The organism is Amphritea sp. HPY, assembly GCF_050870985.1.
Classification (GTDB): domain Bacteria; phylum Pseudomonadota; class Gammaproteobacteria; order Pseudomonadales; family Balneatricaceae; genus Amphritea.
Genome location: NZ_CP194015.1, coordinates 1,768,699 through 1,781,126, shown reverse-complemented (window position 1 = coordinate 1,781,126; position 12,428 = coordinate 1,768,699). Strand labels below are relative to the sequence as shown.

Genomic DNA, 12,428 nt, shown 5'->3' with positions numbered 1-12,428 from the left:
GGTGAGCTGGCTGATGAAATTTATCCTGAATGTTGAGTTATTGACGAAACAGGCCTTTGAGCCATTTGGCGATGTCATTGAAACCGAGGGGAGTCAGCATTTCTCTATTAATAATGGCTCAACCGAGCGTTTTCATGATCTTGCCAACATTGATGTTTCAGCAGAGAAAGGGCGACCTATTGTCAGTATTTTCAGAGCTCAACCTTTGCAGATGTCGTTATCTGTGAAAATGATGGAACGGCATCCGCTGGGGAGTCAGACGTTTATCCCTGTTGGGGGAGAACCTTTTCTGGTGTTAGTTGCGCCGCTTGGTGAAGAGGTTTCTCAGGATAAGCTACGGCTGTTTCAGACGAACGGAGGGCAGGGGGTCAATTACCACCGAGGTGTCTGGCATCACCCCGTACTGGCCTTAAAGCCTGATCAGGAATTTATCATTATTGATCGGGCTGGAGAGGGTAATAACTGTGATGAGTTTTTCTTCGGAGCAGACTCTCAAATTATTGTGGAATACGGTCAGGGTAGTCAGCCAGTCGACAGGGAATAGTGTGTTAAATGGAAGGGATTCTTTTATTCACTAAAACTTAAAGTAGCTCTGTCTGGGCAGATCAGCATGCGAAGCAAAGAGAGTGTAACAACATGAACCACAGAATTAGTATTGAGGGCTTGCAGATTTCTTCAGCGTTATACGACCTTATCGAAAGTGAAATTGCGCCAGGAACGGGAATCGAAGCAAATCTATTTTGGAAACATGTTGCCAGGATCGTCACTGATTTCTCCCCGAAGAATAAAGAGCTACTCGAACAAAGGGAAAGTCTTCAGGCACAGATCGATAATTTTCATACTCAACGTTCTGGTCAGTCACTGAATATGAATGAGTACAAGAGTTTTCTTTCTGAGATTGGTTATCTGGTGCCAGAAGGTAAGCCATTTAAAATCAGTACCTCTAATGTTGATAAAGAGATAGCTCAGGTTGCCGGGCCTCAGTTAGTTGTTCCGGTTAATAATGCCCGTTTTGCTCTGAATGCAGCGAATGCTCGTTGGGGGAGTCTGTATGATGCTCTTTATGGCACAGACGTTATCGAGCAGGGTGAAGTACCCGAGTCGGGTTTCAGCACAGATCGAGCGAAGCAGGTTATTCAATGGTCAATGGATTTCCTGGATGAAGTCCTCCCTTTGGTTAGCGGTTCGCATAATGAAGTAACCGGCTATTCGCTGGCGGATGCAAATACCAAGAAAGTATTGGTTATAGAGCTTGGTAATGGTGAATCAACGTCGCTGGCTGATTGTTCTCAGTTTGCTGGCTACCATCAATCAGACAATGAATTCACACTGTTATTTATTAATAACGGTTTACATATTGAGCTGAAAATTAATCCTTTGCATTTTATTGGCAAGCTGTCTTCAGCCGGGGTTAAAGATGTAATTCTGGAATCCGCTTTAAGCACTATTATGGATTGCGAAGACTCGGTCGCAGCCGTAGATGCGGAAGATAAGGTTAAGGTCTATAGAAACTGGCTTGGCCTGATGAAAGGGAATCTTAAAGAGATTGTCTCCAAGAACGGCCAAGTAGCAGAGCGTATTTTGGCGGGTGATCGGAATTACATCAGTCCGGAGGGGGATGGTTTTGATCTGCCGGGTTGTAGTCTGATGCTGGTACGAAATGTTGGTCACCTGATGACGACGGATGCAGTTTTAGATGCAGATAGCAAAGAGGTACCAGAAGGGATTTTGGACGCCATGGTAACGACTCTTTGTGCTTTGCATGACCTCAGGCAAGACAAGGTATCCCGCAATAGTCGTCATGGCAGTATATATATTGTTAAGCCTAAGATGCATGGTCCGGAAGAGGTTGCGTTTACGGATCAGCTATTCTGTCGGGTGGAAGAAGCCCTGGGGCTTGAAGAGTATACGATTAAGGTTGGGGTTATGGATGAGGAACGCCGGACCTCTGCAAACCTGAAAGAGTGTATACGCGCAGTGAAGAACCGATTGTTCTTTATTAACACCGGATTTCTTGATCGTACAGGAGATGAAATTCATACTTCCATGCATGCTGGTGCTGTCGTTCCTAAAGACGAGTTCAAGTGCCAGCCCTGGATCTCTGCATATGAAGATCGAAATATGGATGTAGGTTTGAACTGTGGTCTACCAGGCAAAGCTCAGATAGGTAAAGGAATGTGGGCTCTGCCTGATGCGATGAAAAGCATGCTTGAGGTAAAAAGAATGCATCCTGAAGTTGGTGCCAGCTGTGCATGGGTTCCATCACCAACAGCAGCAACGTTGCATGCAACTCATTACCATCAGATCAATGCTACTGATAGTCAGGCTCGATTCAATTTTCAGGCCGAGAACTCTCTGGAACAGTTGCTGACACCGCCACTGTTGTCTGATGTTCCTCTTGAGGTAAAGGTCATTCAGCACGAACTTGAAAATAATCTACAGAGCATTCTTGGCTATGTTGTGCGCTGGGTTGAGCAGGGTATAGGCTGCTCAAAGGTGCCAGATATCAATGATGTCAGTTTGATGGAAGATAGGGCCACATTACGGATATCGAGTCAGTTACTGGCTAACTGGGTATTGCACGGAATTTGCAGCGAGAGTCAGGTGCTGGATACGCTTAAGCGGATGGCTGTTGTGGTTGATGCTCAAAATGCTGGTGATCCCGCCTATCGCAAAATAGCGCCTGACTTTAGCGGGAGTATAGCGTTTCAGGCCGCTTGTGACCTTGTATTCAAGGGGAGCGAGCAGCCTAACGGTTATACCGAACTGTTATTGCATCAGCGACGACGTGAGGTTAAGGCCTCTAAGGTTAATTGAAGTTATTCACTGCTTGTCACTAGGTTGTCTTTTGGCGGGTCTGGATCCTGTTGTTTCAGGCCCGTCTTTTTTTCGTCGTGGAAAACTTAAAGCACAAACGTTTGCTGAACAGCCTTCTAAAGGGCTTTAGCTTGGCGGAGCTGTACCATTCAATTTTCAGGTCTGCTTTTTTTCTATACATGTAGGAGAAGGAAAGAATGTTATCGATTAACCGTTTGAGTCAATCAGAAGCCAGGATCCTTATTAACGGAGCAGAACGAAAAGCAGAAGAGATTGGTGTGCCTATGTGTATTGCAATTACAGATGAGTCAGGAAATCTGATTGCATTTAAACGCATGGATGGTGGGAAAATTCATAGTATCACTATCGCACAAGATAAAGCTTTTACTGCTGCTTCTGCATGCAAAGGTACACATGAGTACAACGAAGCCTGTGTACCTGGAAATAAAAATTATCTGTTTGGTATCCAAACTGCACTCGGTGGTCGGCTTAGTATTGTCGGTGGCGGGTTACCAGTTCTTGTCGATGGTAACGTTGTGGGTGGAATTGGTATCAGCTCGGGTACCCCTCAGCAGGATATGAGCTGTGCTCAAGCCGGGATTGAATATTTTGAAAAATATAATTTGTAACAGCTTGATTAGTTAATAGTTCTACTACGTCTGACAGACCATCAGTTTTATCGTGTTATTTCTTAATAACAAGGTTTAATCAGATTTTTCTTAAGGATGAAGGTGTTTTTATTAATTAATCTGGATGAAGCTTGCAGTAAACTCAGGTCAGCACTGCAGGCACGGAAAGACTCTGCTTTATCAGTATTTGCCCGGACTCATGCTAAACAACCTGTGGAACAATTTGTAGAGAGGGTAACGGCGTACACTAAGACCGGAGTAGACGGTATATGTATTTTTGGTCTTACTGATCGAGGTCGGTTAACAGCATTGGCTAGCCCACTTATTTGCCGCTAATGCTGATCAGTTATGGTGAACCTAACCTGGGTAGCCAGGAGTTACTGGCGCAAATGAATGTGCGGATACGCTTTGTTGGCCACCAGACATAAGAAGAGTCAGTAAGAGCTGTATACGAGTCGTTATTACAATTACAAACGGGAGCTGGTGCTGATTGCACTGAGAGTACGCAACAACTTATTAGTCGTTATGCCTATCGCAATAAATATCGAGATATTGCGTCTGAGTATATAGCTCCTGGCGGTAACTGAAATCGCAAGATTTATATACTCAGTTTGCTTATGTGTACCAGTTAATTTGAAAAAATATTTTTAAGGTTTATGGATTCTTCCGGTGGCGGATCCAGGTTAAGCATGTTCTGGATATCTAAAAGGTGATCTCTCATCAGTGTTACTGCTTTATCGGCAGCACCTTCATCAAGAGCTTTGATTAGTGCGCGGTGATCACGGCAGGGGGGAGTGCCAACAAGCCCATCATTAGACTTTTGACGCTCATACAAAGCAATGATTAGTGAAGTACGAGATATAATTCCCCGCAAGAATTCAGTTAATACGGGTTTGTCTGCTAGCTTGCCAATTAAAAGGTGATACTCTCCGGATAACCTGATACGTAGACCATGATTGCCTTCATCATGGGCGCTCTGTTCACGGGCCAGGTGTTCTTCAAGTGCCGCGCGTTTGTCCGGAGTAAATTGTAGTGCTAATTCTTTAACGAGTTCTGTTTCGATCAGTAATCGCGCCTGAAATACTTCTTTAGACTCTTTGATGGTGGGCTTTGCGATGAATGATCCGCTATTTGGGATTGTCTCGACCAGGTTTTCGTGGGCAAGTTGCTGTAGCACCTTTCTGATTCCACCACGACCTGTGCCAAAAACTTCGGATAGCTCCTCCTCCTTTAACCGGGTCCCTGGAAGCAGCTTACGCTCAAATATAGCCGCTAAAATCTGGTCATATATCGACTCGACAGTGTTTTTTGTAGTTTTACCGTTCATCTTTGATTATTCTGCTATCCGCTGCTTATTAGAGTGGGATTTTTTCTGGCTTGCTTATCTTCGAATTTAGTTCCAGTAGAGTTTAAGTCGTCGCTTTCAGCCAACCCCAGCTGCAAACTGTTTGGCGGAAGTATATCAAAACACTGCTGCCTTAAACACTTAAGACTATTAAACAAATTACTTACAAAGTTCTTTCCTGGTTAGTGGATTAGAACGATCATGTTGTAAATTATACTACAAAAAAGGATTGGCCTGATCTGTAACCTTATGTATATCAACTAATTACCATTAAATGGCAGAGAATGCCATTTAATGGTAGAAATTGTTTAATTCAAATTTATTTATGACTCAAAGCCTGGCAAAGGCACGACTGAGTCCCCTACATGAGCTAATGCCTGCTTAGTGTTAGTCAGGAATGCTACGTGGAAAACCGACTCAGCCTTTTCCGATTCGGAGTATCTAAAAAGTACCATCAAAACCGGAATGAAAAATTTTGGGCTCGAATGGCAGTGCTGACTCCATGACTTATTCAATAAGTTCCTTAATAATCCCTTCTGCTGATTCGTCGTTCACATATCATCTACTATATAGGCGTCGATATGGCTAGAGACGATACTATATCGCGAACTTATAATACCTATAAATGCCTCATACGGCTGCCTTAACGGCTGGCACTGCTTTGGGCTCAAGCATGCCGGTGGTTATGATGAACTGAATTATCTCATCGACGCCAGTGGCGGCTTTAAGATTGGAAAAAATAAAGGGGCGTTCACCTCGCATTTGGCGTGAGTCTTTTTCCATCACTTCCAGAGAGGCTCCGACGATTGGCGCCAGATCAGTCTTATTGATAATCAGCAGATCGGATTTGGTAATACCGGGCCCTCCTTTTCGGGGGATCTTGTCCCCCGCGGAAACATCAATGACATACAGCGTAAGATCAGATAACTCGGGACTGAAGGTCGCACTCAGGTTATCACCACCGCTTTCCACAAACACCACGTCCAGTTCGCCGTGCCTGGCGATCAGCTGATCAATTGCCGCCAGATTCATAGAGGCGTCCTCGCGAATGGCAGTGTGAGGACAGCCACCTGTTTCTACGCCGATGATTCGGTCGGCACTCAATGCTTCATGCCGGGTAAGGAATTTAGCGTCTTCCTGGGTATAGATATCATTGGTGACTACCGCGATATCGAAATAGTCGCGCATTGCCGAGCAGAGTAAACGCAGCAACGCGGTTTTACCTGAACCGACGGGGCCGCCGACACCGACACGTAAAGTCTGTTTTGATTTGTTCATTGTTAATATCCTTCAGGATCTGAATAGTCTTGAGTATTGTGTTTCATGTCGTGCACTGGCAATCGCCAGGGCTGGCAAGCAGGAACCGATATCTTCGTCACGCACCGTGTCGGATAGTGCCAGTGCCTGTAGCAATACTGGTTGTAACTCAGTCAATAATCGTTGCGCCTGTGTCTGTCCCAGGGGCACCAGCTTGGTAGCGGCGGAGATCTGGTTTTCCAACCAGGACCAGGTGAACCCTAGCGCTGCTGGTCGAAAGTTGATCTGCCAGCGGCATGCAGCCAGGGCAAACAGAGTGACAAAGCTGATTTCCTCGCCAGTGGCAAAGGGTAATTTTATATCCTGGTTGCGCATCAGCCTTGCCAGTGCATCGCCCATAGCAGTGTCGCTCAGACGCAGCTCTTTTGTTTCCCTGCAGGCTAATACCAGATCGTTGTAGTGATACAAAGCAGGCAGATCCTGCTCGACGACTGCCTGCATGGTTCGTTGTAGTATTGGAAGGTCTACCCGGGCGATCGACTGCATAAGCTGCAGACTCAGCCATTCAGTGACCTGATCTGCAGAGTTTACCCAGCATCGGTCAATGGCGTATTCCAGCCCCTGAGAGAAGGCATAGCCACCCACTGGAAGGCTGGCGCTGCTCAGCTGTAGTAAACGAATCAGGCTATAATCAGTGGTGGTGATGTCCATGGCTGTAAGCCCCTGATTCAGGTACGAAGACCGTTTGTTGATGCCTGACCTTCAGACCAAGCTGTTGCAGCATATCCTCAAGTACGTGATCGGGCTTAATACGCAGCCAGCGTTCGCCTACCTGCAGTTTGACGTGGCGGTTTCCCAGGTGATAGCAAGCCCTGGAAAAATTCTGCCAATCATCACATTCGGCATAAGCAACAGCTTCAACGGCTCCTTCCACGCGGACATACTTGCCACACAGAGATTTCAACAATTCGCCTATCTGTAAGGGCTTTCCCCGCCGCAGAAAAACACGGATCTCTTCGCCGCTTTCGCTGGTCAAGCGCTGTCGCCCCTTTTCGCGCTGTTCGTGACTGAGTATGACAGTAGTGTGTACCGGTTGATGGCAATGTGTTTCTATTCGGTCATGAATTTCCAGCATGGCTCCTCCTAAAACAGGCAGTAAAGTTGTGTCAGTGGCAGTTCATCCACCGGCTCACAGGTAAGCAGTTCACCATCGGCCCGAACCTCATAAGTTTGTGGATCTACACTAATATCAGGCAGCCAGCTGTTGAGCTTCATATCTGCTTTACTGATGTTTCGAGTGTTTTTGCAAGCCACTAATTGGCGGTTTAAGCCCAGTTTATCGACGATACCGTTATTCAGTGCGGCCTGAGAAACAAAGGTTACAGAGGTTCTGGCAGCCGCCTGACCATATGCTGCAAACATTGGCCGGTAATGAACCGGCTGGGGCGTTGGAATCGAGGCATTCGGATCCCCCATCTGTGCCCCTGCAATCATTCCTCCCTTGAGAATCAGCGAAGGTTTGATGCCAAAGAAGGCAGGTTTCCACAGCACCAGGTCTGCCAGTTTACCCGGTTCAATAGAGCCGACTTCATGGGATATTCCGTGAGTAATTGCGGGATTAATGGTGTATTTGGCAACGTAGCGGCGGGCGCGAAGATTGTCGGCTCCCAGCGTTTGATCCTCTGGTAGTAGTCCGAACTGAAGCTTCATTTTGTGGGCTGTTTGCCAGCTGCGTGTGATGACTTCGCCTACCCTGCCCATGGCCTGAGAATCGGAGGAGATCATACTGAATGCGCCGCGATCATGCAGAATATCTTCTGCCGCGATGGTTTCCTTGCGAATGCGTGAATCGGCAAAGGCCACATCCTCTGGAATACTGCTGTCCAGATGGTGGCAGACCATCAGCATATCCAGGTGCTCGTCCACGGTATTACGAGTATAGGGTCGGGTCGGGTTGGTTGATGAGGGCAGCACATTAGAGTATGCACACGCTTTGATAATATCCGGCGCATGGCCGCCGCCAGCCCCTTCGGTATGATAGGTGTGGATTACCCGGTTTTTAAAAGCATCCAGCGTATCATCAACAAAACCTGATTCATTCAGAGTATCGGTGTGGATTGCGACCTGGATGTCGTATTTCTCCGCCACAGTCAGGCAGGTGTCGATCGAGGCTGGGGTAGTGCCCCAGTCTTCATGCAATTTAAGCCCGCAAACACCTGCTTCAAGCTGTTCTTCCAGTGCTTGCGGCAGACTTGCGCTGCCTTTACCCAGAAAACCGAGATTCATCGGCATGTTGTCGGTGGCTTGTAACATCTTGCTGATGTTCCATGGTCCTGGAGTACAGGTGGTAGCTTTGGAGCCAGTGGCTGGGCCTGTACCACCACCAATCATTGTGGTGATACCAGACATCAGTGCTTCTTCAATCTGTTGTGGACAGATAAAATGTATATGTGTATCGATACCACCTGCAGTGAGGATGTTCCCCTCACCGGCAATCACTTCAGTACCCGGACCAATAATAATATCGACATTATCCTGAATATCAGGGTTACCGGCTTTGCCGATGCTTTCAATGCGTCCTGCCCTGATGCCAACATCCGCTTTGACGATGCCCCAGTGATCCAGAATCAGGGCGTTGGTGATTACCAGGTCGACGGCAATATCATTGCAGCATTGGCTCTGGCCCATACCGTCACGGATCACCTTGCCGCCGCCAAATTTCACTTCATCACCGAAGCTGGTGAAATCTTTTTCCACTTCGATCCAGAGTTTTGTATCCCCCAGGCGCACACGGTCCCCTACGGTAGGGCCAAACATCTCGGCGTAGGCCTGGCGTGAAATTCTAACCATCAGTTTTCTCCCCGGTATCCGTATACTGGTGACTTGCCAGCGGCCCCATCACTCTGCCACGAAAACCGTACAGGGTTCGGCTTCCGCCAATTTCCACCAGTTCAACAGTGCGACTCTGTCCAGGTTCAAACCGTACCGCTGTACCGGCAGGGATGTTGAGCCTGAATCCCAGAGTCATACTGCGATCGAAACTTAACGCCGGATTGGTTTCATAAAAGTGATAATGGGAGCCGACCTGCACGGGTCGATCGCCACTATTAAGCACAGAGAGGCTGAGGGTTTTACGTCCACTATTGAGTTCAATATATCCTCCGGCCACCTGTACCTCACCGGGAATGAGCCTCTCCGTGTGTTCAGCCCAGATATCATCCTGGCTAAACAGATCATCCTTCGTGGTCATTACTACACCTCACACAATCGGGTTATGCACTGTTACCAGTTTAGTGCCATCGGGGAAGGTGGCTTCTACCTGTACTTCATGAATCAGGTCAGGCACCTCATCCATCACCTGGCCGGCCCGCAGCAGGGTTTTACCGTAACTCATTAACTCAGCAACAGTTTTACCATCGCGAGCGCCTTCGATAATTTCCATACTGATATAGGCAGTTGCCTCAGGGTAGTTCAGCTTCAGGCCTCTGTTGAGGCGTCGTTCTGCTAGCAGGGCGGCTGTAAACAACAGTAATTTGTCTTTTTCTCTAGGTAGTAAATCCATGGTTACGCCTCCGTGTCCGGTCGAGGTTATGGTCGGAATTTATCATTATGTAGCCCATATGCGTGGTGGGATATTTGGCAGGCCGAGTAGCTTTGGCCGGATCAGTGCCCAGCATTGGTTAAACAGTTCACGTGCCTGCTCCGAGCTGTGGCCAAGGTAGCGGATGAGCAGAAAATCTCCTGTATGGCTGACTCCGGCCAGTTCATCTGGTGATGATATATTCAGGGGATTTTCATTTAAGGTCCGGCCCTCTGGTGATATGTAATTGCATTGCTGACGTAACTGTTCGATCAGTATGTCAACCTGTGCTGACTCACTGAATGGGCCTGCAATCATCAGTCCATTGATTGGGCGCGCGCCAAAGCCCGCCAGACCAGTAAAAGTGTTGCGACTCTGATCATCCAGTAGCAAGTGTTCACATAAAGCGATTCGTCCTTGTTTTTTGATCTGGAAACATTGCTGCAGCTGGCCGGTGTCAAACCGCATTGCATTTTCGGGCAGTCCCAAACAGGTAATCTCCCAGCCGATAAAGCGTGCACCAGCAGACAGGCTAACCTGGGTATCCAATCGGGTGTTGGCACCGGGATAGATTATGGTTTCCTGTGGCAGCCATTCCAGCGTGCTATTTTCTGCCAGCTCTAAAGTGACCTGCTGGTGTTGAAGGGTTCTATCGGATCGGGCACGGTAAACCCGGCCAGCGCCCGGTGTGGTGATCAATGCCTGGGCCTTTTGGGCCATCGCCACATTGATTTTAAGCTTATCGCCAGATACTAAACCGCCCGGTGGATGTAACAGATAGACATGGGCCAGTTGCTGGCCTTCGGGATAGAAGGGCTTTTGTATATATAGCGGTCCATTATGGCGGCTGTACTTCAGCACGACACCGCGGTTAGAAGAGGCAAAACCGAGCGATAGTTCTGCCGGCCAGCGTGAGGAGTCAGATAATAAATCTTCAGCTGTATTTAGAGCTTCTACTTGGCTGTTCATCATAAGTTTTACTATAGATCAGAGCGCCATAAACAGACGGTTATTTCTGTCTGGTGACAAGTTTACAAACAAACGTATTAAGGTGGGCCCGTACAGAGTCTCTCCATCACCGGATCGTATTACTGTTGTCTACCATGAATGTGGAGTCTGGGCAGGCCTGTTACCGGTACTTCGAATAGCGCTGTTCATTGACCGCTTTAATCCGAGTTAAAAGAATCTGTATTTCCATCCAGCGGGGAGTATCGCTTTACAAGCCTGACGGCGCTTATTACTAAGATCGCTGGCAGTGTAAGAAAACGGATAGTGAATGATGTATTTCGATGGTTTAGTGTGTTGGGAAACTCACCGTCATATTTTCAGGGCTTATAACAGCCCCCTGACTGGAGGGAGCTGTTTGCCTGTGAACAGGTTAATTCACAGGGGTAGACGAGTTACTTACGGAAGCGTGCACATGCTGACCAGTTATTCATTAGCAGGTAATAGGTTAGTCCTGCTGGAATCAGGCTTGCGTACCAGGAGATTGATGAAAAGGTAAGCGCAACAGCAGCACCAAACAGGGAGGCAATAATCGCCGCCCAGTTAACACCCTTGTATGGTCCGTTTTCATCGTACAGGTGATTAAGGTTCAGAGTACGATTGCGGAGGAAGAAGTAGTCCACAACCAGTACCGCAAAAATTGGTCCCAGAAAAGCTGAATAGGTCTGTACGAAAATCTGTAAACCCGCCGAGGACTCTTCTTTTACCAGTTCCCACGGGAAAGTACAGAATGCAGCCAGGCCAACCAGAATAGTCGATGTACGGAATTTCAGTTTGAAAACATCCATCAGGATATAGGTTGGTGGTACCACATTATTCAGGACGTTTGTTGTTACCTGAGCGAAGGCGATAAAGAGTAGTGTAGTAACAAGCAGCGGCGTGTTATCTACCGCGCTGGAGAATACCTGGATAGGATCAGAAACACCTGTCGCACCAGACACCATGAGCCCGATTAAACCCATAAACAGAGTACAAGGTAGAATTGACATAGCGTAGATGGTGGATAGAAGTCCAGGCTTTGTGCCTTTCTCAAGCTCTCGGGAATAATCGCTCACATTAAGCATCATGGTACTGTATATGCCGAGGAATAGCATTGTTGCTCCCCAGAAAGGAGCCCCCCATGTACCCTCAACGTTGACAAGGTTGGTTGTGATCTCATCACCATATTTTGTGATGACACTGTAGAACATATAGACAAGGGATAGAAGGATGAAACCGCTGCCGATGTTTTCCAGCCACTTGATGCCCTGAAAACCGAAAATTGATAGCCCGATCTGCAGAAACTGAAAGGCGACGAAATAGAACACCAGGTTGTCGAAGCCGAATAGCGTTGCTGAAACAGCGTTTAGCGCGCCTGCGCCAATCCACGACTGAAAGCCATACCAGACTATCGCGGGAACTGCCCTGACCAGCCCGGGGAATCGGGTGCCGGCGAAGCCGAATGCACTGCGTGCCTGTACCATGAAAGGAATACCGTACTTGTAGCCAGCAGCACCATTTAGTGCCAGTGCGATGCCAATTACAAAACAACCGATAGCAATAGCTAAGGTAGTCTGTAGCAGGTTTAGTGTGCCAACCAGGCTGGATCCCATAGCAAATGTTCCGATTGAAACACAGCCGCCAAACCAGGCTAATAAGTATGAAAAACGGCCCATGATTCGGGTCGTTTGCGGTGCAAGCGATTCATCACCTGCAGCTTTCGTATGTTCGCTATGCTGCGGTATGACCTCTGAATTTGATAGTGTTTGTTCTTGTTGCATAATGAAACCCTCATCGTCGAATATCTATCGACCTT

General features: G+C 47.6%; 12 protein-coding genes. 3 read left to right on the top strand and 9 right to left on the bottom strand.

The window, feature by feature from the left end:
• Positions 1-13: 13 nt before the first annotated feature.
• The 3 genes from ACQUQM_RS08045 (at position 14) to ACQUQM_RS08035 (ending at position 3,446) form a co-directional block, all read left to right on the top strand.
• A complete protein-coding gene (locus tag ACQUQM_RS08045) occupies positions 14-544 on the top strand; it encodes an ureidoglycolate lyase (RefSeq protein WP_432473968.1) in 531 nt (176 codons plus the stop codon).
• A gap of 92 nt (positions 545-636) precedes the next feature.
• A complete protein-coding gene (locus ACQUQM_RS08040; protein WP_432473967.1) occupies positions 637-2,817 on the top strand; it encodes a malate synthase G in 2,181 nt (726 codons plus the stop codon).
• A 197-nt stretch (positions 2,818-3,014) separates the two neighbouring features.
• Positions 3,015-3,446, top strand: coding sequence for a GlcG/HbpS family heme-binding protein (locus ACQUQM_RS08035; protein ID WP_432473966.1), 432 nt, complete (start codon positions 3,015-3,017; stop codon positions 3,444-3,446).
• A 628-nt stretch (positions 3,447-4,074) separates the two neighbouring features.
• Here ACQUQM_RS08035 and ACQUQM_RS08030 read toward each other — a convergent pair.
• The 9 genes from ACQUQM_RS08030 to ACQUQM_RS07990 all read right to left on the bottom strand — a co-directional run bounded on the left by ACQUQM_RS08030 (position 4,075) and on the right by ACQUQM_RS07990 (position 12,393).
• Positions 4,075-4,773: a GntR family transcriptional regulator gene (locus tag ACQUQM_RS08030; protein ID WP_432473965.1), complete on the bottom strand. Its 699-nt coding sequence runs from the start codon at positions 4,771-4,773 to the stop codon at positions 4,075-4,077.
• A 648-nt stretch (positions 4,774-5,421) separates the two neighbouring features.
• Positions 5,422-6,069: an urease accessory protein UreG gene (gene ureG / locus ACQUQM_RS08025; RefSeq protein ID WP_432473964.1), complete on the bottom strand. Its 648-nt coding sequence runs from the start codon at positions 6,067-6,069 to the stop codon at positions 5,422-5,424.
• A 12-nt stretch (positions 6,070-6,081) separates the two neighbouring features.
• Positions 6,082-6,759, bottom strand: a complete 678-nt coding sequence (locus ACQUQM_RS08020) for an urease accessory protein UreF (RefSeq protein WP_432473963.1) — start codon at positions 6,757-6,759, stop codon at positions 6,082-6,084.
• Positions 6,740-7,183 (bottom strand): urease accessory protein UreE, encoded by a 444-nt coding sequence (ureE, locus tag ACQUQM_RS08015; RefSeq protein ID WP_432473962.1) that lies wholly within the window; start codon positions 7,181-7,183, stop codon positions 6,740-6,742. Before ureE ends, ACQUQM_RS08020 begins: the two co-directional genes overlap by 20 nt.
• Before the next feature lie 8 nt (positions 7,184-7,191).
• Entirely contained in the window at positions 7,192-8,898 is a 1,707-nt protein-coding gene (ureC, locus tag ACQUQM_RS08010) for an urease subunit alpha (protein WP_432473961.1), read from the bottom strand.
• Entirely contained in the window at positions 8,891-9,298 is a 408-nt protein-coding gene (locus ACQUQM_RS08005) for an urease subunit beta (protein WP_432473960.1), read from the bottom strand. Before ACQUQM_RS08005 ends, ureC begins: the two co-directional genes overlap by 8 nt.
• A gap of 9 nt (positions 9,299-9,307) precedes the next feature.
• Complete coding sequence (locus ACQUQM_RS08000) at positions 9,308-9,610, bottom strand: urease subunit gamma (protein WP_432473959.1); 303 nt, start codon at positions 9,608-9,610, stop codon at positions 9,308-9,310.
• Between the two features lie 45 nt (positions 9,611-9,655).
• Positions 9,656-10,600, bottom strand: a complete 945-nt coding sequence (locus ACQUQM_RS07995) for an urease accessory protein UreD (RefSeq protein WP_432473958.1) — start codon at positions 10,598-10,600, stop codon at positions 9,656-9,658.
• Between the two features lie 428 nt (positions 10,601-11,028).
• A complete protein-coding gene (locus ACQUQM_RS07990) occupies positions 11,029-12,393 on the bottom strand; it encodes an NCS1 family transporter (RefSeq protein ID WP_432473957.1) in 1,365 nt (454 codons plus the stop codon).
• Positions 12,394-12,428: the final 35 nt, after the last annotated feature.